Annotated in this window: 26 protein-coding genes, 2 tRNA genes and 1 pseudogene; 6 read left to right on the top strand and 23 right to left on the bottom strand. The window is 55.7% G+C overall.

What is annotated here, in order from left to right; translation table 11 throughout:
• Positions 1-14: 14 nt before the first annotated feature.
• From ABWH92_RS02120 to ABWH92_RS02040, 17 genes are all read right to left on the bottom strand, one after another.
• A complete protein-coding gene (locus ABWH92_RS02120) occupies positions 15-200 on the bottom strand; it encodes a beta-lactamase hydrolase domain-containing protein (protein ID WP_375571715.1) in 186 nt (61 codons plus the stop codon).
• A gap of 257 nt (positions 201-457) precedes the next feature.
• Complete coding sequence (gene purU / locus ABWH92_RS02115) at positions 458-1,321, bottom strand: formyltetrahydrofolate deformylase (RefSeq protein ID WP_375571713.1); 864 nt, start codon at positions 1,319-1,321, stop codon at positions 458-460.
• Between the two features lie 55 nt (positions 1,322-1,376).
• Complete coding sequence (locus ABWH92_RS02110; protein WP_375571711.1) at positions 1,377-2,879, bottom strand: CoA-acylating methylmalonate-semialdehyde dehydrogenase; 1,503 nt, start codon at positions 2,877-2,879, stop codon at positions 1,377-1,379.
• A gap of 64 nt (positions 2,880-2,943) precedes the next feature.
• Positions 2,944-3,843 carry a hypothetical protein gene (locus ABWH92_RS02105; RefSeq protein ID WP_375571709.1) on the bottom strand — a complete coding sequence of 300 codons (900 nt, stop codon included), beginning with the start codon at positions 3,841-3,843 and terminating at the stop codon, positions 2,944-2,946.
• Positions 3,843-4,325, bottom strand: a complete 483-nt coding sequence (locus tag ABWH92_RS02100; RefSeq protein ID WP_375571707.1) for a DUF2165 family protein — start codon at positions 4,323-4,325, stop codon at positions 3,843-3,845. The genes ABWH92_RS02105 and ABWH92_RS02100 overlap by 1 nt, the downstream gene beginning before the upstream one ends.
• A 93-nt stretch (positions 4,326-4,418) precedes the next feature.
• Positions 4,419-5,207 carry a tellurite resistance TerB family protein gene (locus tag ABWH92_RS02095; RefSeq protein ID WP_375571705.1) on the bottom strand — a complete coding sequence of 263 codons (789 nt, stop codon included), beginning with the start codon at positions 5,205-5,207 and terminating at the stop codon, positions 4,419-4,421.
• Between the two features lie 183 nt (positions 5,208-5,390).
• Positions 5,391-5,466 (bottom strand) — tRNA-Phe (locus ABWH92_RS02090).
• Between the two features lie 163 nt (positions 5,467-5,629).
• Positions 5,630-7,636: a methyl-accepting chemotaxis protein gene (locus tag ABWH92_RS02085; RefSeq protein ID WP_375571703.1), complete on the bottom strand. Its 2,007-nt coding sequence runs from the start codon at positions 7,634-7,636 to the stop codon at positions 5,630-5,632.
• A gap of 114 nt (positions 7,637-7,750) precedes the next feature.
• A complete protein-coding gene (yacG, locus tag ABWH92_RS02080) occupies positions 7,751-7,978 on the bottom strand; it encodes a DNA gyrase inhibitor YacG (protein WP_375571701.1) in 228 nt (75 codons plus the stop codon).
• Positions 7,979-8,002: 24 nt separating this feature from the next.
• Positions 8,003-8,656: a Maf family nucleotide pyrophosphatase gene (locus ABWH92_RS02075; protein WP_375574160.1), complete on the bottom strand. Its 654-nt coding sequence runs from the start codon at positions 8,654-8,656 to the stop codon at positions 8,003-8,005.
• A gap of 76 nt (positions 8,657-8,732) precedes the next feature.
• A complete protein-coding gene (gene infA, locus ABWH92_RS02070; protein ID WP_375571699.1) occupies positions 8,733-8,951 on the bottom strand; it encodes a translation initiation factor IF-1 in 219 nt (72 codons plus the stop codon).
• Between the two features lie 188 nt (positions 8,952-9,139).
• Positions 9,140-9,559: a low molecular weight phosphatase family protein gene (locus ABWH92_RS02065; protein WP_375574159.1), complete on the bottom strand. Its 420-nt coding sequence runs from the start codon at positions 9,557-9,559 to the stop codon at positions 9,140-9,142.
• Between the two features lie 72 nt (positions 9,560-9,631).
• Positions 9,632-10,153 carry a UPF0262 family protein gene (locus ABWH92_RS02060; protein ID WP_375571697.1) on the bottom strand — a complete coding sequence of 174 codons (522 nt, stop codon included), beginning with the start codon at positions 10,151-10,153 and terminating at the stop codon, positions 9,632-9,634.
• A gap of 45 nt (positions 10,154-10,198) precedes the next feature.
• Positions 10,199-11,494, bottom strand: coding sequence for a histidinol dehydrogenase (gene hisD / locus ABWH92_RS02055; RefSeq protein ID WP_375571696.1), 1,296 nt, complete (start codon positions 11,492-11,494; stop codon positions 10,199-10,201).
• 30 nt (positions 11,495-11,524) lie between these two features.
• A complete protein-coding gene (locus tag ABWH92_RS02050; protein WP_375571694.1) occupies positions 11,525-11,992 on the bottom strand; it encodes a DUF2948 family protein in 468 nt (155 codons plus the stop codon).
• A gap of 6 nt (positions 11,993-11,998) precedes the next feature.
• Complete coding sequence (gene murA, locus ABWH92_RS02045) at positions 11,999-13,288, bottom strand: UDP-N-acetylglucosamine 1-carboxyvinyltransferase (protein WP_375571692.1); 1,290 nt, start codon at positions 13,286-13,288, stop codon at positions 11,999-12,001.
• Between the two features lie 123 nt (positions 13,289-13,411).
• Complete coding sequence (locus ABWH92_RS02040; RefSeq protein ID WP_375571690.1) at positions 13,412-13,612, bottom strand: hypothetical protein; 201 nt, start codon at positions 13,610-13,612, stop codon at positions 13,412-13,414.
• Between the two features lie 173 nt (positions 13,613-13,785).
• Between ABWH92_RS02040 and ABWH92_RS02035 the strand changes: the two genes are divergently transcribed.
• The 3 genes from ABWH92_RS02035 to ABWH92_RS02025 all read left to right on the top strand — a co-directional run bounded on the left by ABWH92_RS02035 (position 13,786) and on the right by ABWH92_RS02025 (position 16,469).
• Positions 13,786-13,860, top strand: a tRNA-Thr gene (locus ABWH92_RS02035).
• 100 nt (positions 13,861-13,960) lie between these two features.
• The gene (locus tag ABWH92_RS02030) at positions 13,961-15,730 is read left to right on the top strand and encodes a hypothetical protein (RefSeq protein ID WP_375571688.1); all 1,770 of its coding nucleotides are present in this window, start codon (positions 13,961-13,963) and stop codon (positions 15,728-15,730) included.
• Positions 15,699-16,469: an abortive infection family protein gene (locus ABWH92_RS02025; RefSeq protein WP_375571686.1), complete on the top strand. Its 771-nt coding sequence runs from the start codon at positions 15,699-15,701 to the stop codon at positions 16,467-16,469. The genes ABWH92_RS02030 and ABWH92_RS02025 overlap by 32 nt, the downstream gene beginning before the upstream one ends.
• A gap of 157 nt (positions 16,470-16,626) precedes the next feature.
• Here ABWH92_RS02025 and ABWH92_RS02020 read toward each other — a convergent pair whose 3' ends face one another.
• From ABWH92_RS02020 to ABWH92_RS02005, 4 genes and pseudogenes are all read right to left on the bottom strand, one after another.
• Positions 16,627-18,105, bottom strand: a complete 1,479-nt coding sequence (locus tag ABWH92_RS02020; RefSeq protein ID WP_375571684.1) for a hypothetical protein — start codon at positions 18,103-18,105, stop codon at positions 16,627-16,629.
• An 8-nt stretch (positions 18,106-18,113) separates the two neighbouring features.
• Complete coding sequence (locus ABWH92_RS02015; RefSeq protein WP_375574307.1) at positions 18,114-18,578, bottom strand: hypothetical protein; 465 nt, start codon at positions 18,576-18,578, stop codon at positions 18,114-18,116.
• A 228-nt stretch (positions 18,579-18,806) separates the two neighbouring features.
• Positions 18,807-19,025 (bottom strand): annotated as a pseudogene (locus tag ABWH92_RS02010) (HTH domain-containing protein); the annotation flags it as partial.
• Between the two features lie 117 nt (positions 19,026-19,142).
• Entirely contained in the window at positions 19,143-19,778 is a 636-nt protein-coding gene (locus ABWH92_RS02005) for a recombinase family protein (protein ID WP_375571682.1), read from the bottom strand.
• A 547-nt stretch (positions 19,779-20,325) separates the two neighbouring features.
• On the opposite strand from ABWH92_RS02005, the gene ABWH92_RS02000 reads away from it, so the two are divergent.
• On the top strand, positions 20,326-22,032 hold the full coding sequence (locus ABWH92_RS02000) for a hypothetical protein (protein ID WP_375571680.1): 1,707 nt from the start codon (positions 20,326-20,328) through the stop codon (positions 22,030-22,032).
• A 2,317-nt stretch (positions 22,033-24,349) separates the two neighbouring features.
• Here the strand turns inward: ABWH92_RS02000 and ABWH92_RS01995 are convergent.
• Both ABWH92_RS01995 and ABWH92_RS01990 read right to left on the bottom strand, forming a co-directional pair.
• Positions 24,350-24,694, bottom strand: coding sequence for a hypothetical protein (locus ABWH92_RS01995; protein ID WP_375571679.1), 345 nt, complete (start codon positions 24,692-24,694; stop codon positions 24,350-24,352).
• Entirely contained in the window at positions 24,691-25,092 is a 402-nt protein-coding gene (locus ABWH92_RS01990) for a hypothetical protein (RefSeq protein WP_375571678.1), read from the bottom strand. The genes ABWH92_RS01995 and ABWH92_RS01990 overlap by 4 nt, the downstream gene beginning before the upstream one ends.
• A 418-nt stretch (positions 25,093-25,510) precedes the next feature.
• Here ABWH92_RS01990 and ABWH92_RS01985 point away from each other — a divergent pair, with 418 nt between their 5' ends.
• Both ABWH92_RS01985 and ABWH92_RS01980 read left to right on the top strand, forming a co-directional pair.
• Positions 25,511-25,864: a hypothetical protein gene (locus ABWH92_RS01985; RefSeq protein ID WP_375571676.1), complete on the top strand. Its 354-nt coding sequence runs from the start codon at positions 25,511-25,513 to the stop codon at positions 25,862-25,864.
• A 97-nt stretch (positions 25,865-25,961) separates the two neighbouring features.
• Positions 25,962-26,678 (top strand): L,D-transpeptidase, encoded by a 717-nt coding sequence (locus ABWH92_RS01980; RefSeq protein ID WP_375571674.1) that lies wholly within the window; start codon positions 25,962-25,964, stop codon positions 26,676-26,678.
• Positions 26,679-26,790 lie beyond the last annotated feature (112 nt).

Here is a 26,790-nt window from a genome sequence, read left to right as displayed (position 1 = left end):
GAAGGTGATAGAATTCAAGACCGAGAAGTCTTGGCTTTGGCTGCGACAGCCTCAAACAGCGGTTGACCGAACTCTTCATCATCCGGTCGGTTGCAGATGATGGTTGTGTAGCCCTCATCAGCCAAGGCCTGAACGTCTTCAGGTCGAATTTGTGGGCTAACGGCAAAACTGTCGGTAACCTTGCGAATATCCATCATCATGTCTTTCTTTCAGCGCGGCAGGCAGGCGACGCGCCAAACCAGTCTCTCTGAATCGTCCATGCCGCACCGCGCCGTCGGGCAACATGACATAGATCAGTGTTCATGCTGCATCGCACAAAGCTTTGCTGCAAATGCTCACACTGGGACACTCAACACAACAAGGACTATCTAATGTATACGAAAGGCGCAAGGCAGCGGCCCTGCAGAGCGCGCGTGGAGGTTGCACTGCGCTGGAATTTCAACTGAAATTGGCGTGTTTAACTGAAAACGACCGTCTTCATGTCATTGATCAAAATGCGCCGCTCGAGGTGATAACGCACAGCGCGCGCCAGCACCTGGCTTTCCACATCGCGGCCGGCAGCCACAAGCTCTTCTGATGTCATGGAATGATCAACGCGAATTACATCTTGTTCGATGATCGGGCCTTCATCCAATTCAGGCGTCACATAATGGGCTGTCGCGCCAATAAGCTTCACGCCGCGATCATGGGCCCGGTGATAAGGCCGCGCGCCTTTGAAGCTGGGGAGGAAGGAATGGTGGATGTTGATCACCCGGCCTTCCAGGCGCCCTGACAGACCATCAGACAAAATCTGCATATAGCGGGCGAGCACCACCAGATCGACCTGTTCACGCTCGATGAGCGCTTCAAGCTCGGCCTCTTGCTCGGCCTTATTGTCCTTATCAACTGGCATGTGGATGAACGGGATATCCTCGCTCTCCACGCGCTTGCGCCAGGTTTCGTGGTTGGAAACCACGCCGACCAATTCCATGGCCAACTGACCGACCTGCCAGCGATAGAGCAAATCGTTCAAGCAATGGCCCGTTTTTGAGACCATGATGATGACGCGCGGTTTCACCGACACATCGCTCACCTGGAACGTCATGTTGTAGGCGGTGGCGACCGGTTCAAAGCCTTCAGAAAACGATGCGGAGTCTTTGCCCTGTGGCGGTGTTAGGCGCACACGCATAAAGAACCCGCCCGACTTGGCATCGAAGAACTGCGCGCTCTCAACGATGTTGCAATCTTGTGCGGTGATCGAATTGCCGACGGCCCCCACAATGCCTTTGCGGTCGGCGCAGGAAATAGTGAGGATGAGGTCAGATACGGTTGGAGAGGTCATCGGTACGCAAGACACTTAAGAGAGGGGCAGGCGAGCCTGCCCCACATCGGCCAGGCTAACCCAAAGTTGGCATGGTGAACTCTGGATCGGTCCGCATGCCGGTGGGCCAGCGCGCTGTAACCGTTTTAAGCCGCGTGTAAAAGCGAAAACCTTCCATGCCGTACATGCCATGGTCACCAAACACCGAGGCTTTCCAGCCGCCAAAGGAGTGGAACGCCATCGGCACTGGGATAGGAACATTCACGCCCACCATGCCCACTTCTATGTCCTGAGCAAAGTTGCGTGCCACATCGCCATCACGGGTGAACACCGCAACGCCATTGGCGTAGCTGTGGTTGTGGATGAGGTCGACGGCATCCTGATAGGAGTTTCGACGCACCACAGAGAGCACTGGACCGAAGATCTCTTCCTTCCAGATCGTCATATCCGGCGTCACATTGTCGATCAGCGTGCCACCCATATAGAAGCCGTTTTCATACCCTTGCTTGGATTGCGTAAAGCCTCGCCCATCGACAACGATCTTCGCGCCTTCGCTCTCGCCCTGATCCACATAGCCTTTGACTTTGGCCAGATGCTCTTTGGTGACCAGAGGTCCCATCTCGGCAGTTGTGTCGGTTGACGGCCCAATTTTCAGCGCTTCGATCTGGGGGGCAAGCTTGGCCACCAACGCATCGGCCACCGCATCGGTGACGGGCACGGCCACAGAGATCGCCATGCAGCGCTCCCCAGCTGACCCAAAGCCGGCACCCATCAGCGCCGAGGCTGCCATATCGAGGTCAGCATCGGGCATGATGACCATATGGTTTTTCGCACCGCCAAGCGCCTGCACACGTTTGCCGTGCGCGGTGCCGGTGGAATAGATGTATTGAGCGATCGGCGTGGAACCCACGAACGACACCGCCTTGATGTCGGGGTGTTCAAGGATCGCATCCACCACAGGCTTGCCGCCATGCACGACATTGAAAACGCCATCAGGCAGGCCTGCTTCGTTCAGCCACTTGGCAAGCAGCAGCGAGGCTGAAGGATCACGCTCAGATGGTTTCAGGATGAACGTGTTGCCGGTGACGATAGCAATCGGGAACATCCACATTGGTACCATGGCCGGGAAGTTGAACGGCGTAATACCTGCCACCACGCCCAAAGGCTGGCGAATGCCATAGCTATCAACGCCTGTGCCAACGGCCTCGGAAAACTCGCCTTTCATCAGGTGCGGCGCGCCAACGGCAAACTCCACCACCTCAATGCCGCGTGTCACTTCGCCCAGCGCATCATCATGGGTTTTGCCGTGCTCGGCGGAGATGGCGCGCGCCAATTCATCTGTACGCTCCCAAAGGATCGTCTTAAAACGGTCGAGAATACGGGAGCGCCGCAAGGTCGGTGTCTTTGCCCAGGCAGGAAGAGCAGCCTTGGCGGCATCCACGGCGGCTTGAACATCAGAGACATCGCCGAGAACAACTTGGCTCGGCGTTTCGCCGGTCGCTGGGTTGAAGACCGGCTGATGGCCAGCCGCCGAACCCTCGGTTAGAGCGCCCCCGATGTAGTGATGGATGGTTTCCATAGTGCCTCTCCCAGTGGATTTTTGACCATTTGGTACACTTTGTGGCCTGGCATGTGAAGACGTTTTAGCGTTGAACAGACACGATGTTTCCATCGGCCAGTCCTGTCACAAACCGCGCATTCTGTCCTTGACCTTCGCTCAGAACCGCTTGGCGCACCGGGGAGGGTAAGGGCACTGACGCGAGGGTTTGAATGCGCCCACCGGCAAAGCGGATCAGTTCCAAGCTTGTGCGGCGGGCGTTGGGGACTGCGAGATCAACCACGCCGTCGCCGTCTATGTCTGTAACCGCTGAGAGGCGCTGTTCGCGCGAGCGGATTTCATGGTTGGAAAAGCCGCTTTGTCGCGCCACCACACGCATGGACTGCCCGTCAAACACCGCAAGTTTTAGCGTGCCGCCAATGTGCGGTGTCTCAACAAACGCCACCTGCAAGTCCCCACGACCCAAAAAATCGGCAATGCCAGCAATGTTCAGCCAGCGGTTTGAGCGCCCGATGAACGGCGTTGCCCCAAGCTCTACAATCGCTTCGCCGCGAACACCATAAACGGCAACCGAGCCGCCCGAACGGTTGGACGAACGAATGGTGATGATCTCGGTGCGTCCATCTCCATCCAGGTCCGCCAGACGTGGCGTTCGATCTTCAAACACCAGGTTCTCCGGCAGCACGAAATCGGTCTGCGCCCCACTCGCCAGCCTTACCCGTAGTGCACCACCTTCGATGCCGTCACCAAGGATAGCGTGAGCGTAGCGGCTGGTTGGTTGCGTGTACCAGGCTGCTCGCACATCACCCGAGCCAGACGCCACACACCCATCGGGTAGGCCTTCGGGCGCCCGTTGGCAGCGCTCGGCAAACAAAGAAGGTGAAGCAGCACCGACGGAGCGCACCTGCCAATCCTGCGCGGAGGCCGGCAAGACGATCAGACAGGCAAGAAGCGCAAGACAGGCTCTCATATCAACCAAACCCATCACACCAGCCATCCGAGTGTTAGTATGCCCCAAAACGTCATGAAATAGTGCGTGTGCTGGGTCGCCTTGTGCGAGACCCAATAGTGGAACCAGTTGCCGCCCACCAAAAACAGGCCCCAGATCAGAATGAAGCCGAGCACCGCCCAACCGGCAAACAGTTGCGCGTAGGCCGCATCAACTGCTCCAAAGATGGCAAGGCCAAGCATCACAGTGCCCAGCACCAGACCTGCTGCTACCAATGTTTCAAACGCAACAATCAGTCGAAAAAGCCCGTTCTGCAAAGCTTCTGACGTTACGCGATTGCGTTTCACCATCTCATAAACGCCAGGCATCTCTTCGGCGATGGCATCCATGGAAAAAACATCGCGCACCAGCGCCAAGTTCACCTCCGGCGCACGGATGTTTTCATAGGCGCCGATAACCAGCCAACCGCCCAACAGGCCGACCAGAACGGTTTGAGAGACAAGGGTGAGAAGTTCCATCAAAAAGGCCTTAGCTGCAGATCAACACGCCGTTGTTTTCATGGGCGTGCGAGCCTGGCAAGGCCAATTTAATGGCAGGTGTTAGGGTGCGGATTAGGCGTCAACCAACAGCTTGTCAGCGTTGGCGTGCAAATGCTCCACCAGTTTGGGGTCAAGGCCAAGTCGAGCGGCCAGCATTGCTAGATAGCCTTTTTCAGCCGGGCCGTCTGGGTCAACGGCAATAAGCGATGCGGCGTAAATCTCCACCTTGTGCTCTTCCGATGAGGCCATGCTCGCGATGGCGCCAACGTCAAGCGGCTTGGAGAGTTCTTCTTGGATGAACGCGCGTTGGTCACCCTCAATGGTCAGTTTCTCCAACGCACTGCCGATGCGCGTGCGTTCTTCCTCGGTCACGTGACCATCAGCCTTAGCGGCGCCGATCATAGCGGCAATGAGGGATTGGCTGAGCCTCTCCTGCGCACCAGCATCATCGGGTAGAAAGCCGGTGCCGGACGCATCTTCAATCGGCAAGGGTGCTGCTGATCCACCGCCACCGCCCGCCGGAGGATTGGTGGGGGGCGTGGCTCCAGGGTTCTGCCCTGCCTGATAGTCTTTCCACGCCTTGTAAGCGAGGCCACCAACAAGTGCTGCGCCACCAACCTTAAGCGCGCCTCCTGCCAACTTGCGCCCCTTCTTGCCGCCCAACAACAGTCCAGCCAAGCCGCCGGCAACAGCGCCGGTAGCCAGCCCACCACGACCGGACAAAAGGCTGTCGAGGTTCAGCCCACTGGTCGCGCCACCCTGCTGAGCCGAGGCATCACCAGAGCCTGGCTGTTGGCCGGTCACACTGGACAGGTCCACCTGGCCTAGAAACTGGTCAAGAAGGGCTTTGGCGTCGCGCATACTGGTCGTCCTCATCGGCGGTTTACGTAGAATGTCGTACCGGCGATATGGCGATGCACTGGCCTGGTTCAAGTGATCCCGCGATTGTTCGGAAGGAACAGAGCCAACGGGTATGCGGTTGTTCGGAAGGAACAGAGCCAACGGACATGCAGTTGTTCAGGAGGAACAGGGCTAGCTGAGAGATGGTGCCCAGGGGCGGGTTCGAACCACCGACACCGCGATTTTCAATCGCGTGCTCTACCAACTGAGCTACCTGGGCGCGTGGTGCCTTTGGGCGCAAGCGCCAACCATCAGCATCACGAAGCGGCCTTATAGGCAATGGCCCGGGTCAGCGCAAGCGGGTTTGCCGCAACTATTCATTGGATGAAAAAAGCCGCCGCACTTTGAGTGCGGCGGCCAGGTTTGGCGCGAGTCTGGAACTGTTAGGCAGCGCGCACATTGCTCAGGAAGTCGGCGACATTGTCGCGCAGGCGTTCAGCCTCCTTGGCCAATTGAGAGGAAGCCGCAAGCACCTCTTCGGCCGCTTGGCCGGTTTCCTGAACGGCTGTGGAAACCTGTGTGATGTTGGAAGAGACTTCGCGTGTTCCGTCGGCAGCTTGTTGCGTGTTGCGGGCGATTTCTTCCGTCGCCGAATGCTGTTCTTCCACCGCTGCGGCGATCGAGGACGAGGTGCCGTTCAAATCTTGGATCATGGTTCCAATTTTATCGATGGAATCGACCACCGCGTTGGTGTTCTCCTGCATGCCAGTGATCTGCGCTGAGATCTCCTCTGTCGCCTTGGCGGTCTGATTGGCAAGGCTCTTTACCTCGCTGGCCACCACCGCAAAACCCTTGCCAGCCTCGCCCGCACGGGCAGCCTCAATGGTGGCATTGAGCGCCAACAGGTTGGTTTGCTCGGCAATGTCCGAAATCATTGAGATCACATCACCGATGGTTTGAGCGCTGGTGGAGAGCTCTGCCACGGTCGCGGTTGTGTGCTCTGCCCCGCGCGCGGCTTCGTCGGTCATGCTGGCGGTATCGCCGATGCGCTGAGACACTTCTGCGATGGAGTTGGTCATCTGTTCAGAGGCTGCCGCCACTGTTTCCACATTGGTGGACGCCTCCTCTGATGCTGCGGCGACGGCTGTGGACCGTTCTCCGGCGCGTCCAGCGGCCTCTGACAGCATCTTTGATAGGCCCACCATTTGCTCCGCTGCGCTGGACACAGCCGAGACAACCCCTTTGACGTCAGCCTCGAAGGCATCGGCCATGACATGCATGGAGCGACGTTTTTCTTCCTCTGCTAGACGCGCCTGTTCTTCCTGGCTGGCTTCAAGGCGTACCTTCTCTCGAGCGTTTTCCTGAAAAACCAATAAGGCACGGGCCATGTCACCCAGCTCATCCCTGCGGTCCTCACCCTCGATGGTGATGTCCAGCTCCCCTTGCACAAGGTGGTTCATACGAGAGACGACGTTGGCAATGGATCGTGCGATCAGGCGGCCAATGATAAACGCAGCGATGGCACCGAGAAGCACCGCAACGACGGCAATGATCATCGTCGTGCGACTGACACTTGCCACTTCGGCAGCTGCACGGGGCCCAACCGTGTTTTGGGTATCGATCACGGTTTGCAATGCTGTTTCGTAGCCGGTGGCAAGTTGCGGGCCGATAGCGTCGAGCTGGTTGGAAAGGATGTCGTTGCGAGTGATGATGATGTCGGTGATGGTAACGAACAAGCGTTGAAATTCATCGGCGTGCACTCGATACGTTTCCAAAAGACCTGCAAATGAAGAACCGCGCGTAAAATGTTCCAGCGATTGCACAGAAGCAGCTGCAAGGTTCAGCTCTTCCAAAGTGCGCTCTTGGTCGGACGGCCTGTTCTCAAGCAGATATTTCTCACCATAATAGCGGGCGAGCATTAGGTGTTGCTGGACGACACCGGCGATGTAGGCGGCGTCAGCATTGCCGCCATTGTAAGCCTCGCCCATTAGTTCGCTCATGACCGATCGCGCCTCGCGACCGCTTTCATTAAGCAGTGGCACAAGTTCGTTGCGCTGCGTTTGGGCGGCAACCACTTGTTCAAAACCCACCTCATAGGCATCCAATAAACCGGACAGGTTGGAGATTTGTTGGGCCTGGGTGTCATCGACCATGAAGTCGGCAAGTTCGTTCTTAAGAACGCCGAGCGCGGCGACACCCTGGCGAACCTGATCAGCAAAGTCTTGGCTGTTATTGATGCGGTACTGCATGACGCCCAATCGAACGGAAAGCAGAGTTTGGGTCGCCTCGTTGACCAACAGGCTTTCGCGAGCCGCCTGCCGATAGTCAGTGAAGTCGTGGCCAATCGTGTTGGTGCCACGCAGCGATATAACGGACAAAACGATCAGCAGCGCTAGGACCAATCCAAAGCCTGTAAAGATCATTTGTTTGAGCGAAAGTGCTTTGTTCATTCCAATCGTCCCCCATTGCATAAGCAAACGATAACACAACCTAAGCGTGTTATTTTCCGTTAATATGCAGAGAGGAAGGATAAGACTTAGTTAAATTGCGTACGTATAAGTCCGTTAGTGGCGGGTCTTGCCAGGTGGGAAAGAATCGTTCGCATTTTCCGCGAAGTCAGCATTCTCAATGCCTTCGCTGCTGTCGTCGGCGGTTCCAGGAATGGCGTACCCGCCACTCAACCAACGGTTGAGATCGACATCCTTGCAGCGTGCCGAGCAGAAAGGTTCAAAGGCGTCCTCGGCAGGTTTGCCGCAGACGGGGCAGTCTTTGTTGGTGCTTCGTGCGCTCATACAGGGCCTACCATGCGCAGCGCATCAAGCCGACTGCGCTTCGGGCGCTGTTTCTTGCCAGGCTTCGATAACCGGCAGGCCATTGCCCGTCAGCATTTGCGCGGTCTCGTAAAGCGGCAGGCCAACCACACTGCTGTAGGAGCCGACCATTTGCACCACAAATGCTCCGGCACTGCCTTGGATCGCATAGCCACCGGCTTTGCCATCCCACTCCATGGTGGTGAGGTAAGCGGCCACATCGGCACGTGACAGGCGCTTGAAGCGTACCCGCGTTTCCACCAGACGGCTGTGGACATTTTCCTTGGTATCAACCAGCGCGATCGCGGTGTAGACCCTATGCGCCCGCCCAGACAGCAGCTCCAAACAGCGTTGCGCCTGTTCGCGGGTTTCCGCTTTGGGCAGAATGCGACGCCCGACAGACACCACGGTATCGGCCGCCAGCACCAGCGCGCCGCGAAAGTCATCTTCCACTGCCATCCGGCGCTGGGCGGTCAACGCTTTGGTGCGCGCCAGACGAACCGCCAAATTACGCGGCAGTTCCATGCGCTGCGGCGCCTCATCCACATAGGCTGGCTCCAACCGGTCTGGCACAAGCCCAATCTGCTCGAGCAATGACAGACGTCGCGGCGAAGCCGAGGCGAGCACCAATTTGGGACGTGAGGGTTCCGAAGGCGACAGCACGTGGCGTTCCTGTGTGGCGGTTTATGGCCTGTGCCGATCTCGGCTCTATGGCTCGATGGTCGGCAAAGACACGTTACTTGTAGCGATAGGTAATGCGGCCCTTGGTCAGATCATAGGGCGTCATTTCAACAAGCACTTTGTCACCGGCAAGCACACGAATGCGGTTCTTGCGCATGCGACCAGCGGTGTGGGCAACAATCTCGTGCTCATTTTCGAGCTTAACGCGAAACGTCGCGTTTGGCAGGAGTTCGGTGACGACACCTGGAAACTCCAAAACTTCTTCTTTTGTCATGCGGTTCCTGTTTGTGCGGCGGGGAAAGAGGGCCAATCGCCCGTGAGGACGCACGGCCATGCGCCGATCTCTACGCGTATGTGCCGGGCGATGTAGCTGAAAAGCAGCAACAAGTGAAGGCTTTGCGCCAGCTAAGCTGGGGTTTGTTGCTTGGTTGGTGGCTGAGCGGTTTGTGAAAGATCAGACGCCTAGGGCGCGCCAAACCGTTTTTTTATGCGCATAGCCAGCCCATCGCGCATCGAACGGTAGGCTTCTAAGATATGCTCGCGCGAGCCCTGGACAAGGGTGGGATCGACCGTTGGCCAATACTCCACCTCAACCGCTTGGTCGCGCGTCATCTCCAGCGCTCGGTGGTGCGCCTCGGGTGCCAGCGTGATGATAAGGTCGAAGAAACTGTCCTCTATATCTTCAAATGTGCGTGGCCGATGTTTGGCCAAATCAAGCCCAATCTCATCCATAATGGCGACGGTAAAGGGGTCAGCTTCACCAGCGCGAACGCCTGCTGACTGAATATAGAATTTGCCAGGTATCAAGTGTTTGGCAAGCAGCTCGGCCACGGGGGAACGGACCGCGTTCATCGAGCAGACAAACAAAACCGATCCAGGCATGGAGCGCCCCGGCGAACCGGGGAGCAGGTCAGGGGAGGGGCCGCCTGGTACACTCTCGGCCACCGGTCAGCCTCAACCCTTCCAGTGCAACACGCAGACGAGCGTGAAGAGCCGCCGCGCCGTTTCAAAGTCGATCTCAATCTTGCCGTCCAACCGTTCCATCAGCAGGGTTGAGCCATCATTGTGCAGCCCCCGCCGACCCATATCGATGGCCTCAATCTGGCTGGGTGTGGCGGTTTTGATGGCTTCATAATAGCTGTCGCAGATAAGGTGATAATCCTTCACCGCCCGCCTTAAGGGCGACAGAGCCAGCATGTGCGCTGCCACCGGCTCATCAGATGCTGCTTCGCGCACATCAAAAACCAAGCGGCGCTCCACGACGGCCAAATTGAGAAGGTAGGGGCCGCGATCATGGCCCGGTAGCGCGAAGCTGTTCTCTTCGATCAGATCATGAACTGCCACTTGGCGTTCATGGTCGATGCTTGGGCTCGAACGGCCAATCGAGACCTCATCGATCACAACCGACACAAGCCGGTTCGGCCCCTTGTCTGTGTCATCGTGATTTGATGTGGAAAGGTCCGACTCAGGCAGCATGGTGTCCTCAAAAGGCCCTAAGGCGTGGTGGACCGCCGCCTACGCCTAGGTTTGGTTGGATCGTATGGCAACGGAACGCGCGTGCGCCGTCAACCCCTCCGTACGCGCCAGTGTTATGGCCGCTGGTCCAAGTTTTGCCAACGCATCGGGCGTGCACGAGAGCACCGAAGTGCGCTTGATAAAGTCCATCACCGAAAGACCGGAGGAGAAGCGCGCCGAACGCGCGGTTGGTAGAACATGGTTGGAGCCACCAACATAGTCACCGATGGCTTCAGGCGTATGGTGGCCAACAAAGATCGCGCCCGCATGACGAATGTCATCCATCAACGCCTCTGGCTCATCGACGGCCAGCTCAAGATGTTCAGCGGCGATTCGGTTGGCCAGCGCCACAGCTTCGTCACGGCTTTGCACTTGGATGATGGCGCCATAGTCGCGCCAGCTGACGCTCGCAATGGGTCTGCGTTCAAGCTCGACAAGTTGGCTGCTCACAGCAAGTGCAATGGCATCACCCAATTCATCATCCAGCGCGATAACGACGGACTGTGCGGCTTCATCATGTTCAGCCTGGGCCAGGAGATCGGCAGCCACCCATTGCGGGTTCGCGGTGTCATCGGCAATGACCAGTACCTCGGATGGTCCAGCGATCATATCGATGCCAACCGTGCCAAAGACGGCTCGTTTAGCAGCGGCAACATAGGCGTTACCTGGACCTACGATCTTGGCCACCGGGGCGATTGTATCGGTCCCATAGGCCAAAGCGCCAACGGCCTGCGCGCCGCCAATGCGGTACACCTCATTCACGCCCGCGCGCTTGGCCGCGGCCAGGACCGCTGGGTTGGTCTCACCATCTGGCGTTGGTACCACCATCACCACGCGCTCAACGCCGGCAACTTTGGCCGGGATAGCGTTCATGAGAACCGATGAAGGGTAACTGGCGGTGCCGCCCGGCACATAAAGGCCAACAGCATCCAAGGGTGTCCAACGTGATGCCAGCGTGACGCCAAGCGAGTCCGTGTAGCTGTCATCCTTGGGCATCTGACGCGTGTGATGCGCTTCGATGCGCTGCGCCGCCAAATCAAGCGCAGCGCGCACATCCACCGCCACCTCATTGGTGGCAGCGTCCAACTCGTCTTCGCTCACCCGCATGGTTTCTGGCGTCAGTGCCAGACGGTCATATTGCTCTGTTAGCGCGCAGACGGCTTCATCGCCACGTTCGCGCACATCCACCAAGATCGCATCAACCGCCTCGCGCACATCGGCAGCCTCTTCACGCTTTGCACCAAGCAGCGCGGTGAAGTCCGATTCGAAGGCATCATCGCGCGTGTCGAGGCGCTGGGGCATAAGGCAATCTCGTTGGTTTCAGGGACAGGTTCAGGCGTCGTTTGACGCATCACTGTCCGGATGTTGGGGCAGAGCGTCGGTTGTCCATGCACCGCCGAGATCGGCCATGGCAAGCTCCAAGCATTCAACATGAAGTCGCACCGTTGCGCCGCCGGAAAAGGCTAACGTTACGGCGCCCGCAGGTTCTTCGCTGGCTTCAAAGCTTATCGAGAGCAGCTCCAAAACATCATCGGGCCGCCTAAGATCAAGACCAGCCAACTCCGCTTTCAACACCCGGGTTATCTGAAGGCCGGTGCGGCGACGCTCATAGGGTGGTTTGGAACGCTCAGCATTTACCTCCCAGGCAAACCGATTGGCCACCATGGCAAAACGCTTCTCGCCCGCCAGGTAGGTCATATCGCCAGTTTTGACGATCGCATCCTGCATAGAGGCCGAAACAACCGCCAGATCATCGGTATCAAAAGCAGCAAGCTTTAGAAGTTGGGGGGTATCGGTCATGGCAGATCAGGCCGCCAAGCGTTCAATCTGCGCGCCGCAAGCTGACAGCTTTTCTTCCAAATTCTCAAAGCCGCGATCCAGATGGTAGACGCGACCAACGGTCGTTTCACCCTCGGCAGCAAGACCGGCAATCACCAGCGACACCGAGGCGCGCAGGTCGGTTGCCATCACTTCAGCGCCTGTCAGCGAAGGCTGTCCTTCCACATAGGCATTTTGTCCGTCTAGGCGGATGCTTGCACCAAGTCGGGCCAATTCGGCCACATGCATGAAGCGGTTCTCAAAAATCGTTTCTTTGATTGTCGAGGTGCCTTGCGCCATGGTCATCAGCGCCATCAACTGCGCCTGGAGATCGGTAGGAAACCCTGGGAATGGTTCGGTGCTTACCTCAACTGGCATAAGGCCGTTGCCATTGCGCGAGATGGTTAGGCTGTCCGCGCCTCGCTCGATGGAAACACCGGCCTCTTCCAGCGTATCGAGTGCAGCACCGAGATGCTCAGCACGGGTGCCTGTAAGCGTCACGTTGCCGCCGGTCATAGCGGCAGCCATCGCGTAGGTGCCGGTTTCAATACGGTCTGGGACAACGGAGTGTTCAGCGCCGTGCAACACATCAACACCTTGAATGCGGATGGTGCGCGTGCCCGCGCCTTCGATTTTTGCGCCCATGGCGTTGAGGCAGCTGGCGACGTCGACAACCTCCGGCTCACTGGCAGCATTTTCGATCACGCTTTCGCCCTTGGCGAGCGCAGCAGCCATCATTGCAACATGGGTCGCGCCAACGGAGACGCGCGGGAACGCGATGCGGTTGCCGACTAGGCCGTTGCGCGTCTCAGCGACCGCATAGCCTTGTTCGATATCAATGTCAGCGCCCAGAGATGACAAGGCGTCCAGGAAGAAATCCACCGGGCGCGTGCCGATCGCACAACCACCAGGAAGGGAAACTCGTGCTTGCCCCATACGCGCCAAAAGTGGGCCAATCACCCAAAAGCTTGCACGCATGCGACGCACCAAATCATAGGGGGCGGTGGTGTCGACAATTTCACCTGCCGTCAGCTTCACCGTGGAACCGTAGCCGCGCTTGGCGCCAGACCGACGTCCGGCCACCGCGTAGTCTACGCCGTGATTGCCCAAGATCCGAGAAAGGGTCACCACATCCTGCAAACCGGGAACGTTGTGCAGTGTCAGCGTCTCGGCTGTCGCAAGGCTTGCGATCATCAAGGGCAATGTTGCGTTCTTTGCGCCTGAGATCGGGATGGTGCCGTTGAGTGTGTTGCCGCCGACAATGCGGATCTTGTCCATGGTGAACTCTCTTTTAACAAGCAGGCCGCTCGTTTACGGCCAATCGCGGCAAGACACAAGAAACGCGGCACCAACAAGGCGAACCGATTGCATGCACAGTAAATGGCGATCAGCGGAGAGCGTTCATCCTCTTTCTGGCTGCTCGCTGTCTTTCAGCGTGTCGAACACCGATGTTTCTTTCTTGCCAACCGCCTTGCCACCGCGCCGTGCGCTGGCCTGTTGTTTGCGCTTGGCAAGATTGGCGCGCAGCGCCGCAGCGCGCGGGTCATCTGGTGCGCCAGGTTCAGCTTTGCTGTTGCGGTTTTTATCTGCATCGTCAGGCATTGCATCCATCCCATATGATGGTCATGGCAGTCGGTATAGGCGCCCAAACCGCGCGGGCCAAGATCATGGTGGTACTCGGCAAGCACATCCTTGGTTCCTTCGGCACAAAAGTGTCTTGACCGGCCCCCTTGCACGCCCGTATGGGCTGTGGCATCACGCGCGCCTTGATGATTGCTGCCGTAGCTCAGGGGTAGAGCACTCCCTTGGTAAGGGAGAGGTCGAGAGTTCAAATCTCTCCGGCAGCACCATAATTTGCAAGTAACTCCAATAACATAGCGGTTTTCTTGGCTTTGTGCAAGGCAAAGTGTTACAGAAAGCTGTTACTGGATGAGATACAGGCGATGGCGCATGAAGGGTGTCCACACCCGCAAAGGCTCGAAGAAAAAGTACTGGAGGCGATCAGTTCCCTCTGCACTTTGGCAGCGCCGGGATGAATTAGTTGCCCTGGGTATAAGGGTGCAGGGCACCGTATCCACTTCATTATCTCTCGGCACAGAGGACCAAAACGAAGCAGAGCGACGTGCGTTAGACTTGGAGGCCAGCTGGCGGGATGAACTATCCAGATGGGAGGATGCACTCAGGCATAAGCCCACACCACTGACGGTTCCGGAGCGCGATGGTCTGCTGAAAGTTGCGTCAGCGCTTATCGACAAACGCTACCCAGCAGGTAGCGAGCCCAAACGGGTGTGCCTTGAGCAGCGTTACAGTCCTGAGATTAGGCAGGCATTCTTAGACTTCACCGACAAACACCCCGACTTCCCCATTCCATCGGACCCACAAGAACTTGTCCAAGGTGAAGACGGCGAACTTTACAGCCAAGGCGTAAGAGCACCCAAAGGCTTCAGCCAGCTAGTGAGGGCGATGCGTGCTGATACCCTGACACTGCATATAAAAGCCGTGGCCGGTCCTCTGCTTCAAGAGACACTAGAGCAATCGGGTATTCAAACTCTGCACCCGAATGATCGCTTACCGTTGCTGGTGGATATCGCCAAGCAAGTAGACCGATACCGCATCGCCAACAAACAGGTCGCAGAAAAGAAGGACTACCGGGTTCTTCTCGATGTGGTCGAACACTGGAAGGCACTCCCCGATTTGCCAAAGGCGGCTAGTGCGCAAAAAGGCGAGACCGTCTGGGACTGTTTTGAGCGATGGAAGATTGAGCACGCAGCAAAAGGTGGGGCTCCTAAGACTGTCACTAAGTACAGGGGAATTGTTGGCGCTCTTGTCGAGTACCTAGGTACAGCAGAGCTAAGCGCCATCACCGATACCAGACTGCGTGAATGGCGGCAGGATTTGATGTCCCCAAGAGACGGCACCAAACCGCGGTCGCTGAAAACTATCGACGGCGGCTATGTTGCGGCGATCAAGTCGATCCTGGAGCAACGGTCTCGCGGTGTTTTTGTTGACAATCCGGCTGCCGCTCTATCAACGCGAACGCCAGAGCCCATTAGAAATCGGTCGCCAGCCTTTACCAATCAAGAGGCTATTGCGATCTTGCGAGCGTCCAGAAGGGCAGATGATAGCTTTTGGGGAAGGCTGGAGACAGACGCACGTTTTGCATGTCGCTGGGTACCTTGGATGCAAGCGTTTTCGGGAGCGCGTGTCTCTGAAATTGTGCAACTCCGTAAGGAGGACCTGCTGAACGAAGATGGTGTCGATTTCTATCGGATCGCTCATCAGGCGGGCTCCGTAAAGACGCGGAAATATCGTATTGTTCCACTCCATCCTCAGCTTCTAAAGATGGGCATTCTAGGCGAGCTAAGGTCGCGTCCAGGGCCTAGAGTTTTTGTGCCTCCGAGCGCGTCCAACTTGGCGGGACGGGTGGAGTCTATTTCAGGCTCAGTCGGCGACTTTGTTCGTCACCGCGTTGGGATCGTTGATAAAGAGCTTCGGCCTACCCACTCATGGCGACATCGTTTTAAAAACATATGCCGGAAGGTGGGGATTGAAGAACAATATGAGTTCGCGATAGCAGGCCACCTAGGGGCTCCTCAGGGCAGGAAGTATGGCGACTTTGAAGCCGAGGAGCTCTTCCGCGAGATAAAGAAGCTGCCTTGGATAGAGCTTGAAAGTGACTTAGCTCATCATGGCGTTGGAGCTGATGATGCATCCAAATGAAGTTCCAAGTGGCCCACTCGAGCTAGTCCTCGCGCTTCAGGACCTGTTGCTTCCGGTTGCCGAAGGTAATCGCCTAGACGAGCAGATGTACCGAGAGGTCCGGGAGCGGCTCATGAAGCTACCTCAGTTTGATAAGTTCCCCGCTTTCATTCGCCACAGCAGGGGACACGATCAGGTCTGGGGCAACTTGAAGTCCCATGCGTCTGGCTCAGGCTCCTGGGCGAAACGGCGGCAATACGTCTATGATTCTCTGGCACCGATGATCGCGGAGATGGAAAGACGGGACACTCAGCCCTTAGACGAGGCAGTATCCGATAGCCTGGCGAACTTCGACACTCAGGCCGCTCAGCAAGCATGGTCCCGTGCCCTGGCGAGGAGAGAAGAGGACCCGGAAGGGGCGATCACCTCCGCTCGCACACTTTTGGAGAGCACTTGTAAGCACATCCTAGACGAAGCTGGGGAGGCATACGAGAACAACGACCTGCCAAAGCTATACAAGAGGGTGTCGGAGCTGCTGAATCTAGCACCCTCTCAGCACACTGAAGAGACCTTCAGAGCCATCCTTGGCGGTTGCCACTCGGTTGTTCAAAACCTTGGCACTCTGCGCAACCGGATGGGCGATGCTCATGGTCAAGGTAAGAACCCGGTGCGCCCCGCGAAGCGACATGCAGGACTGGCGGTAAACCTAGCGGGAGCCATGTCTGTGTTTCTCTTAGAGACATGGGAGGTGCGACGTTAATAAATGATGCGTGATATCCTTAGTCTGAACGATCACTGCCAATTCGACCGAGTTGGGCTTTGTTGATCGATTGGATTGGTTCGATGGCCCGAACGCCACAAGGGCCTGAAAAGCTCATGCGCAGGGACCGATGCTTATCTCACGCCAACACCCAGGCTTAGATCAAATAGGGCGCGACCTTCTCCCATATCCCCGCGATCTTTGTGATGTCGCCCCCAAATTTGGCCAGACCTTCTGTTCCGGATGTGATGGTATCCCAAGACCTTCTTAGAGCAGACCGTTTCTCTTCAGACGGGTTTTCGGCAGTATCTTCGATCAGCTTAACAAGATCACTCAACTCGGAGGTTTGACTGGGCAGGGCCTTAAGCTCGCTGGCCAAGTTGTGAAGGTCGACCTTAAACTGCGGGATTTGGTTCCCAGTTAGGCTGTTTGTGATGTTACCTTCCGACTTGGCATCCCCACCTAGCGAAACTGCACCACCTTGTATGACACCTATGTTGTAGTTGTTTGTCACTTGGATGTCTCCGTTTCGCTCCAGTGTAAGTGCTTCGAAAAGGTCCCCGTCACCCTTAATCTCCAGCCTCTTCATCTCCGCATAAATCCGCTGCCCCCTGGCCGCTTCAAACATGCGCCTGCGTAACTCGCTGTTCGGGTGCTCCGCCTCAAACACCTCTAAGGCAAGTCGACGATACTCACCACAACGAGCAGACTGGCGGACCATATGGACAAGAACTTCCTCGCCTACCTCGGCATTTGGCTCGTCCAAAAACCAGCCGCAGGTTACTTCTTCGATTCCGTCGTAAAACCTCGCCTTTATGCCACGCGCAAGGTTTAGCCGGGCCTCGGGCTCTACATCGACCGCCCCCTCAGTAATAACTTCATGTCTGAGAGCATCGTCAATTTCAGCGTCTCCATACAACCTGTAGGTCCATCCGCGAACATTAGCGGGCTTGGTTGTAAGGTCCCTAATATCGAATCCCAGATTCTGGACCGTAAGAGTTGGATTTTCAGTGATTGCCCACACAGCATATTGGGCGACATTCGTGTGATCATGCGTCGAAAGCTGTCGAACAAGTTCGCCATTGGCAAAGCGAGGATCAAACAGGTTTTCTGGCGCTCTTCCAAGTCCGACTGCGACCAATGAGCTCTTTAGGATTGGTGTACCTTCGGTATCGATATTGATTGTTGTGCCATCATCTCGAATGCGTGCCCCAAAATTTCCGATATGTGCGGCCAGTTTGATCTGCTGAGGACTCAGGTAACTTCGGCCGCTCAATTCGCCGAACGCACCCTGCTCTACCTTGAAGTAAGCGGTCAGTGCAGAGGCCATAGTGTCTGGATCGTTGTGATAGTTCTGGATCACTCTTTCAATTGTGCTTTTCGAACGTGAAGCCGTCCCTATTAGCGCCAGCACATTCAGACACCATCGTCTCAACTTGCGATCATCAATGTTTGACTCGAGCTGGCCTAAAACGACAACCTCCATACTCCCACAGGCGCTTGAAGGAAGTCGCTGTTCGCGGGAGTAAAGCCAACATATTTCCTGCAACGCACGCTTGGCTCGGACCGGGCACGCCCCTCCAGCTTGATTCCTCAAGTACTCGGCGTACAGCAGGTCTATCACTGCGATCTGCATGAGTTTGCCTACTCCCAGGCAAACTTCGTTTTGACGAAGGCTTTAGTCCAGTTGTCGAAGTCATCAAGGTAGTTGGGCGGAACCCGAAACGGCAGCCACTTTAGGTCATTCATCGACAGGCGTTTGGTGGTCGGTTCAAACCATGCGGGGCATTTGGTGTCAAAGGCTAGCAGGACAGCCGTTACATCAACTTGATCGCCGATAATCACTAGTGCCGGGTCTCTACTTGTTTGCGCCTCAAGCGTTTCGACGCCGAGTGGGAAGTCGAGGTCCATTGAGAGAGCTGTTACACCTGCTTCTAATACGCCAAGGTCAGAGTGATTGAAAAGTGTTTGCTGGTTTTCGGTGATTAAAGAGGTAAAGCCGACAGTCCGTTTGCCTGCTAAGCTGTCATTATCAGTCCGATATCGACCTATTCTATAAGTTAGGATTGAATCGTCACGGTATAGACTGACAAAAGTCCAAATCGGCACGTGGTCAGCCGGAGTCCTTTTGTACTCAAAGTAAGCTAAGTCACCACCATCTCGGAGGCGCTCCAGCGCAGAGTGTTCGCGGTGTTTGCAGACTAGGGCCAGTCTATTGAGGCTGCTCTTCCGAATGCACAGGACAGGCTCTGGAGTGAGCTCCCGTTTCCGACGCCTAGCCGTCATTGTGCGTCGAAACTCACTCGGTATGCTTTCATCGGTCAGTAATGAGCGGAGGAAGAATTTTCCCGGTGAAGTTCGTACAAACCTGCTCCGGTCCCGACTGCGGATGATATCTTCAGCGACCCGGGCATGAAGTGTCTTGTGTTGAGTCTCGCCATGCAGGTGAGTTGGCACCAAATCCAGGAGGTATGCCTCCTTTAGTATAGCATGTGCTCCCATTGGCCGCTTGCGCAGTTCCAGCACTTTCTCTGCAATGTCCAGGTAAGAGCTCAAAGCTGCCTCGGTATGCCATCTGAACTATCGGTTTTCGCGTTCGCGGGGCTTAAGCTATACTGCGAACAACCGACTGAATCAGCTTTGCACAGCAGTCCGGCTCCACCAATCACTGAATCACGATACTTCGGTCTCAGTGACTTTCTTTAGTCGTTTTGATAGCTTGGCGAGCGTGCTGCGGGACACACCAGTAGCATCAACTATCGACGCCCAGCTCTGCCCATCACTGAGCATCTTCATGAGCGCGTTGTTCCGCTTGGTATCTTCCGGTCTCCCTCGGTAACGTCCCTCATCTTTGGCGCGTTCAATGCCTTGGGCTTGGCGGCGGCGGCGGTCCTCATAGTCCTTGCGAGCGATAGCGGCGAGCATATCCAGCATCATCCCGTTGATGGCGTCTAGCATCCGTCCATGAATGTCATCACGGGAGGTCTCGAGCATCTGCCAGGAGGTCGGAAGGTCCAGCGCGACAACCCGAAGGCGGCGCTCGGCGATCTCTGCCTTGAGGCTATCCCAGTCCTGGGCATTGAGACGCGATAGGCGATCTACCTGTTCAACCAGAAGCACGTCCCCGGCCTCGCTGTCAGATAGCAAGCGGAACAGCTCGGGGCGCTTCAGAGAGGCCCCACTCTCGTTCTCTCGGTAGGTCGCCGCGATGGTGAGGCCGCGCGACTGGGCAAAGTCCTTGAGGTCTTGTTCCGCGCGGTTGGCGTCTTGGTCCTTGGTAGACGCCCTCAGATAAGCACGAATGAACATAGCAACCTCCATGCGGTTCGTTTTGCATGGTCTTCTATATGTTGGTTCGTTTTGGATATATCAAGCGCATTATCGAACCAATCTATGGATGCCATCCACGCGATTCCCTAGAGGTATACCCAAAGCGAATCAGCTAATTAACCGAATACACGAGGAATTTTCTATAGAATTTCCCGTCCACAGATAGGCATTAGTTGGTATTGCAAAACAAACTCTACCGGAAAACAGTACAAATTTATTATGGCAGAGCGCTGTGGAGGCTTAGACAATGATCCGATTGATAATATCTTTAACAATCTGGGTAGCGTTGTTAACTCATGCCTATGCAGAGGTGCGATGGGAGCTTCGTCATCCTTTTCGGACCTTTTCTCCTATGTCGCCTGCATCGGAGTCATACTTTTCTGACCCTAGTTCGATTCGCGGTGATTGGGCCTACCGAGAGCAACTTTATGTAGACCCAAATTGTCGAGATAGCGATCTGCCCATACTCTGCTCCGAGGAAAGGCGTGGACCGAGACGACGGCAAATAGCCGAAGGGCTACTGAGGTTGCCATCGGAGAATCAAGAGCAAAGCTACGGTCGAGAAATCTCAAGCCGATGGCTTGCCGCTGCCTTCACAAGCACAGACACTTACTATGATCATAACTACCTGAGATATCAAGGATTCGAAGTCCCTCTAGTTCGGCGTTTACTTCAGCCAATACCTGAGCCTGAGGGGCCATGGGAGGGCGATGTTGGCAAGCGCCGTGCTTATGTTTGGCTCGAAATACCTTCGGCTGAAAATCTCACCTGCAACTGGAATATCGACGGCTACACAACTACTCAGAACTGCGATGAGCGGATTTCGGTTGGTATGCGACGTGGAGAAAGCACGACTTCAATCTCGGTATTTGTTCCCGAGAGCAACACGGAATACTCGTTATCCGGGGTTGATACATTCATTGAAGAACGACTGATTTTAACCTTGGGGGATTCATATTCGTCGGGCGAAGGAGTGCCTGATTTTGCCGCCCTCACAAGATTTGATTTTCGAGACCGGCGTGGAACTGATTCAGCCACCTCATCTAATCCCCCAATCAGAATAGAGAGAATCCCGGCTTTGGGGGCACAAAACACGCTCTCCCCAAATGCCGCATATTGGATGGACCGCACCTGCCATCGATCATTCCTTTCTGCGCCATCTCGGGCGGCCATACATTTTGCGTCATACAATCCTCGAGTTGAGGTAGTTCACATAAATCTCGCTTGTTCCGGAGCAGAGGTGCTCTCTGGTGTCTTGGGAACGTATAGCGGTACCTTGGAAACCAGTGAGCCCAAGAGAATTTTGGAGAGAGAGATCAACGGCGATAGGCCAGATCTCTGGAGAACAAACTTATCACAAATTAATCAAGCCATATTACTACTATGTGCGAACCCAAAAATTGAAGAATACATCGAAGAATTTAATGCTTATTATGAACAGCACGCCAATTACTTTTCCGAAAACTTCAATCGGTTCCCCGATGATGATCCATTTCTGAAAGTGATCGAATGTGAGTCTGAACTTGCTTATGATGTCGATCTAATCACACTTTCAATTATCGGTAACGACGTTGGATTTATGGGAAACGTCCACTGGTTCATGCAGAGTTGGTTTGAGTGTCGCGGATCGGGGCTTTGTCAGGACCCCGAAGAAACCGCAGAACAGGCAGCCGAAATAACCATTCCTTTGTATGAGCGGCTCAACGAAAGTTTGACCGAGCACCTAGGTGTTTCCAGTGAGCAAATATTGGGTACAACTTATCCCATCGGCACCCAAGATGATGATGGTTCTTATTGTTCTGGGGGCTACCGGATGCAAACTTTTAATGTTTTTCAAGGGGCTGGGCCATTGATTAGCCGACGGGAGATGCAACGGGTAACTGAGATCGCTGCAGAGGCTGTAAACACAAAGATCGAAGAGGCAGGTCGCTTAAACCGCTGGCAAATTCTAGAGGCGAGCAGTTTGTTTGATGGGCACGGTTGGTGTGCTGGTGAGGAAGAACTGTACACGGGGGGAAATCCTCTGAATGCCTATACATTCACGACTAGGAGAATTCGTACTTCGGACGATGCAGTAGCTTCCCAAAATCAATCGGCGGTCGACTATGAGCGCCAGAGAGGAAGGAGGGTGAGTAGAATGCTATCCACCTATGGCGTTATGCACCCGAACGGCCTTGGGGCTGCGGCTTGGGCCGATCTTTACTTGGATGCTTACGAGGAGATGCTCAACTGACTTGTTCGCGATAGCAGGACGGGGCGACTCGTCAGATCAGGAACACTCCCTGCCACCCCATCAAGAAAACGTATGTGCCGTCGCATGTACGTATCATTGTGTTTGGTGAGTGGTCCCGCAAAAGATGCCGAAGAGGTAAAACGTTAACTCTGAGCATACCGCTTGTGCAAAATCTCCTGCGCACACTTATTGCAACTGCCGACGGCTTTTGCTCTGCGACCATGTTCTTTCAGCATCGGGCTAGGGAGCGTCCTTAGTCTGGTTAAATACCTCGCCTGGGAGGGGCAAATGGGGTTTAAGCACTCTTCATACCCCCCCCCAGCCGGTATCAGTGAGAGGCGCACAAGGAGTGCACTTGTAGACTGGGCTAATGTGAACGACTTGAGGCAGATACGCCGAAGCTTGGCGTTCTCTGAGTTTGTAGAAACAAGGGGTCAAATAAGTCCTAGAGTAACTTGGCAGGTCCAACTTACCACGTTGAAAGTCCCCTCCAAACCAATGAGTAGTGGCGGGAGTAATGCCAAATCCACGCTAGGCTCTGGACGTATACCCAAATAGAATCAGGCGACATGCCGGTCTGGATGGCCTCGCGCTGACCCTGAAGCAGAGAAGCGTAGGGATATCTTCCCTCTTCCCCTCTTGTCCTTGATGACATGTGGCAGGCTAATCACCGTGCGGCTGGACCCAGGGCAAGCACAGGTTTGCAACCAGGAGAGCCATAGGGGGCTATTAGGAGGGCTTCTACACTTGGGGTGAGGAGGCGCCCAGGATGGTAGCTTGAAGGGGGCTGGTGACTCTCTGATTGGCTCCTGGAGGCAAGGGCCCCACCCGGGGGGAACTCAAAGCGTTGCGCTTACGTATCAGGATGTCGCGTGTGTGACCCCCTGAAAGGTCTCGGCAAAGGCGGTGGACTAAGTGCTGGTCCTCGACCGATATGCGGCGCGGCGTTCTACGAAAGCTAAATCGCCTTCGCTCCTCACATTGACCAATGCGGACCTTATCCACTGACGCTCTCCGTTCGCCAATATCCGTTCATGGGCGCGGCGGAGGTGAGGCCTGGGGCTAGACCGCACTCCCAGCTTGTTCTGTCCAGAAGTCTGACCTTGAACCGCTGTGAAGTATTCCGATGTATCGACGTTATAGCGTGCCGGTATCGGCCTCTTCCCCTGCCTTTTCCGCCTTGCGTTCAGCACCCTCGGCGCCCGAATGAGATCGATACTGCACCCTCGAGTATTGAGCACAGCAATCGCTGCCGGATACAAAGAGCCAGCGGCCCGGTCCTTGAGATCGACATCGCCAAATCGATCCTTTGGAACAGTTATCACAGTGCCATCAGGTGTGTGGTCGAAAACATATTGCCCAAGTAAACGCAGACTTTTCGGCCTTACAACGTGGTCTTGGACAAAAACCCGTCCATCAGATTGCGGATAAACAACGCTGGCAACGGGAACCTTTGGACCAACGCCGTCATAGAGCCGCGTGGATATTTGGAAGGTGAAAGCCCAAGGCTTCGTTTCGAATGGCTGACCGACATGATCTGTCAATCCATCAACGACATCACTGACCCGCCCGTGGAGTTCCTCACTGTTCTCAAAGACGCCTAACGCAAAGATTCGACCCTCGTCCAGGACATCGCGCGGAACGAATGCGTCTTGGGAGGGATGCGAGAGAATTTCAAGAATACGTTGGAGCTTCATAGAGAATAGCTTGAAGCTAGATGCACTCTGATATCAAGGCCGAACCGGGGATTGATGATTGCAGTAAGCTATCTGCCGTTACGGTGGACGGGCCTGAAACAAGTCTGGTTTTGTTTTCCCGATCTCATTAAGCGCCCTCGTTCGACACAAGTTGGCGCGACGGCTTTGCACCCGTTCACTGATCCGCGTAGCCGAGCGACCATCCTGCCAGCTTGATTCAAATTGGTGCAGGAAATGGGTTTACACAGCCGCCACTGACTTGAACGCTATGGGGCTGTGCCTGGAGCTGACTCAATGCTTGGCATTGCATTGAAGACCGTTTGGTAAAGGGGTGGTGATCTTCACCCTCTCCCCTTTAGCTCGGAGGGAACATAAGGGGGTGCTGTATCTGGTCACTTTAAGTACTGGCTCAAGGTCGTGATGCTTTGGGTGCCAAGTGGGAGAAGGAATGGTCTATCCTCTCCTTGCGAGGGTCACTATCAGTATCAGCTCCAGGAGTTAGGGTGTCACAGGGGATGTATATCTTAATACAAATTTTGTGTTCTATACTGTGTACTATTGCATCCCTATGATTTCAAAGGGAAATTTCACCCTAACCATCAGCAGTTTTTGTACACGCTTTATAGCCTGGGCGTTGGCTTAACCTTTGTAAGTAGCTTGCCGTCAATCAGCCTGTAGCGCTTGGCCCCTCCGAAGCCTCCGCGGTCAACGAGCTCCAGATTGCCATTTGCGTGCTGTCTCTTCATCCACCCTGCAACCCGGTTCACGTTGCCCCGCTTGTACATCTTCTTCACACGCGCCGGCTTGTCTTCCTTGCCGCGCCAAGATGAGTACCAAGCTTCGGTGACATCTCTTGCAGATTTTGGGGAGCGCACGCGTTTCATGTAACCAGCCGTCCAGCGCATAAGGCCATCGGCCCCTTGGACCATCGGGAAGTCTCTTGGTTTCTTCCAGTGCTTCTTCATGAGCTGGCCGCCCCGCCTGGTTGAGAGGGTGCCCAGCGCCAGCCATCAGTCCCGGGATACTCGGTTCCGATCATGTCCTTAACCCGCTCGACCAGACCTCGCTTGTGCTGTTTACGTAGCCAGTCTCGTACATAGGAAACCTGGCGCTTCCTCTGGCTCGCCGAGATATCGGTGACGCCTTTCGAGGCCAGGAACTTGTCAGCCAAGCTTGGTGCAGTGACGTATCGGTCTTCCTTTGTTGCTTGCTGGAGCTCTCCAGCCAGGAAGTCAGCACGCTCTGCCGGATTGGATACCAGAGCACCGGCGGGGAGCGCTGCTTCAGCTGGTGAACGTCTGGGTGTTGGTTTGGGCTCGACGTAACCCTCTGTTACGCCGAACGAATAGCGTGATTTTGTCATGAATTTTGTCCTTAACACTGTTACAGTCTTGTGTTACTGAACAAACTATCGAAAGCCAGAAAAACGCTTGAAAATCAGCGGATTGCGGACTATGCAAGAGAGTTCAAATCTCTCCGGCAGCACCATGTTTTCCTACTCGACAACTTTGGCATGACCGCACCACAGCGAATTATGAAGCGATGGGCGGAACGCAGGCGGACGGCTTGCGGAATTGGGCGGACTGGCTAGCGGACGAACGGCGGAATTCAGTAGACGAACGGCGGACTAAGGCGGACGGTCCGCTCATTTTTCTCCATCCAACTGTCAGCATAAACCTGGTGTGCTTTTTGTGTCACGCTTGCTTAACCATCATGGACGATCCTTATCGGCGACGGCCGCTGCCCCATGTTGGCCGCAATTGTGAGGCGTGACACGCTGCATGCGAACCGTGATTGCCCTTTGCTGTGTTGTTTTGATCTCTGCCTTCAGCGGCGGAGGCATTGCGCTTGCCAAGAGCATTGATGCATCAACGCCGATGCTGTCTGAGCACACAGTCTCGGCAGCAGAATGGACCGAGAGCGAAGCCATTGCGCTGCTGGAATCCACACCAAAGCGTACCGCGAGCGCATCGCCTGCCGCACCCTCCGGTCCTTGCAGTTCTGCCGATTGCAGTTGGCTGATCCCGACAGCTGCCGGAACAACGGGGCTTGCAGGCACAGCCTCCAACACCAATGACGCCAGCATTCTTCTGGCGCTTGCTGAAGCGCTTCAGCTACCGCCGCCGCGCCTCTAAATCGCTGCCATCTTTCTGTCCGATGAACCAACATGCCCTTGCGGCGTTGATGGATTGCGGACCTGTTGCACGATTTGAGTACCGCTGGAGACTTTCCATGACTGCCCCCACCCACCAAGCTGATCGCTTGGCATCACAGATCAAACGCCCGACCCGCCGCCAGTTTCTGGCAGGCGCAGCCACCCTGTCGGGTTTAGCCGTTTCCGGCTGCATGACCACGCAAGTGCCGCAGGGCCAGCTGGTCCCGAATGCCGAGGTGCGTCCTAGCCCCTACCTTTCGATGTATGCCGCTCTGCCTCAGGAGCAGTTCCCTGTTCCGGCAGTCGACCTGACCCAGGTGCCAGAACAGTATTTACGCCGCATGGTGGATTACCCCACCAGCGAAAATGTCGGCACCGTTGTGGTCGATACGAACAGTTTTTACCTCTACCATGTGATGGAGAACGGCAAAGCCATGCGCTACGGCGTTGGCCTCGGCCGTGCTGGCTTTGAGTGGTCTGGCCGTGCGCGCATCGCCTGGAAACGGCCCTGGCCACGCTGGACGCCACCTGATGAGATGGTGGCGCGTCAGCCAGAACTGGAACCCTTTTCCATCGCCAATGGCGGCATGGATCCAGGCCCTGAAAACCCGCTCGGTGCCCGTGCCCTTTACATTTTTGAAGGCAATCGCGACACGCTTTACCGTCTGCACGGGACCAATGAAGTTTGGTCTATCGGCAAGGCGGTGTCTTCAGGATGTGTGCGCCTGCTCAATCAGGATGTCATCCACCTCTATGGGCGCGTGGCAAGCGGTTCAGCGATCCTGGTCACCTAGTTTCTCGCGGTCAGAGCACACCCTCAGTCTTGGGCTCCATGCTCCGATCACGCGCGCCTTGCCACACTGTTGACGTGAAATGGTCTCGTCATTGCCACGTAAGGGAATGAAC

It is taken from the genome of Ahrensia marina, assembly GCF_042140245.1.
Classification (GTDB): domain Bacteria; phylum Pseudomonadota; class Alphaproteobacteria; order Rhizobiales; family MH13; genus MH13.
The sequence above is the reverse complement of the archived record's forward strand: the minus strand, read 5'-3'. Positions and strand labels throughout refer to the sequence as shown.

Excerpts from the sequence above, each read along its gene's own strand:
- purU (WP_375571713.1), bottom strand. The coding sequence starts at position 1,321 with ATGACCTCTCCAACCGTATCTGACCTCATCCTCACTATTTCCTGCGCC.
- infA (WP_375571699.1), bottom strand. The coding sequence starts at position 8,951 with ATGACAAAAGAAGAAGTTTTGGAGTTTCCAGGTGTCGTCACCGAACTC.
- ABWH92_RS02065 (WP_375574159.1), bottom strand. The coding sequence starts at position 9,559 with ATGCCTGGATCGGTTTTGTTTGTCTGCTCGATGAACGCGGTCCGTTCC.
- yacG (WP_375571701.1), bottom strand. The coding sequence starts at position 7,978 with ATGAGCGCACGAAGCACCAACAAAGACTGCCCCGTCTGCGGCAAACCT.
- ABWH92_RS02105 (WP_375571709.1), bottom strand. The coding sequence starts at position 3,843 with ATGGGTTTGGTTGATATGAGAGCCTGTCTTGCGCTTCTTGCCTGTCTG.
- ABWH92_RS02110 (WP_375571711.1), bottom strand. The coding sequence starts at position 2,879 with ATGGAAACCATCCATCACTACATCGGGGGCGCTCTAACCGAGGGTTCG.
- ABWH92_RS02040 (WP_375571690.1), bottom strand. The coding sequence starts at position 13,612 with ATGCCTGACGATGCAGATAAAAACCGCAACAGCAAAGCTGAACCTGGC.
- ABWH92_RS02085 (WP_375571703.1), bottom strand. The coding sequence starts at position 7,636 with ATGAACAAAGCACTTTCGCTCAAACAAATGATCTTTACAGGCTTTGGA.
- ABWH92_RS01990 (WP_375571678.1), bottom strand. The coding sequence starts at position 25,092 with ATGACAAAATCACGCTATTCGTTCGGCGTAACAGAGGGTTACGTCGAG.
- ABWH92_RS02020 (WP_375571684.1), bottom strand. The coding sequence starts at position 18,105 with ATGCAGATCGCAGTGATAGACCTGCTGTACGCCGAGTACTTGAGGAAT.
- ABWH92_RS02025 (WP_375571686.1), top strand. The coding sequence starts at position 15,699 with ATGGCGTTGGAGCTGATGATGCATCCAAATGAAGTTCCAAGTGGCCCA.
- ABWH92_RS02030 (WP_375571688.1), top strand. The coding sequence starts at position 13,961 with ATGAAGGGTGTCCACACCCGCAAAGGCTCGAAGAAAAAGTACTGGAGG.
- ABWH92_RS01995 (WP_375571679.1), bottom strand. The coding sequence starts at position 24,694 with ATGAAGAAGCACTGGAAGAAACCAAGAGACTTCCCGATGGTCCAAGGG.
- ABWH92_RS02095 (WP_375571705.1), bottom strand. The coding sequence starts at position 5,207 with ATGCGCGACGCCAAAGCCCTTCTTGACCAGTTTCTAGGCCAGGTGGAC.
- ABWH92_RS02060 (WP_375571697.1), bottom strand. The coding sequence starts at position 10,153 with ATGCTGCCTGAGTCGGACCTTTCCACATCAAATCACGATGACACAGAC.
- ABWH92_RS01985 (WP_375571676.1), top strand. The coding sequence starts at position 25,511 with ATGCGAACCGTGATTGCCCTTTGCTGTGTTGTTTTGATCTCTGCCTTC.
- ABWH92_RS02120 (WP_375571715.1), bottom strand. The coding sequence starts at position 200 with ATGATGATGGATATTCGCAAGGTTACCGACAGTTTTGCCGTTAGCCCA.
- ABWH92_RS02100 (WP_375571707.1), bottom strand. The coding sequence starts at position 4,325 with ATGGAACTTCTCACCCTTGTCTCTCAAACCGTTCTGGTCGGCCTGTTG.
- murA (WP_375571692.1), bottom strand. The coding sequence starts at position 13,288 with ATGGACAAGATCCGCATTGTCGGCGGCAACACACTCAACGGCACCATC.
- ABWH92_RS02005 (WP_375571682.1), bottom strand. The coding sequence starts at position 19,778 with ATGTTCATTCGTGCTTATCTGAGGGCGTCTACCAAGGACCAAGACGCC.
- ABWH92_RS02050 (WP_375571694.1), bottom strand. The coding sequence starts at position 11,992 with ATGACCGATACCCCCCAACTTCTAAAGCTTGCTGCTTTTGATACCGAT.
- hisD (WP_375571696.1), bottom strand. The coding sequence starts at position 11,494 with ATGCCCCAGCGCCTCGACACGCGCGATGATGCCTTCGAATCGGACTTC.
- ABWH92_RS01980 (WP_375571674.1), top strand. The coding sequence starts at position 25,962 with ATGACTGCCCCCACCCACCAAGCTGATCGCTTGGCATCACAGATCAAA.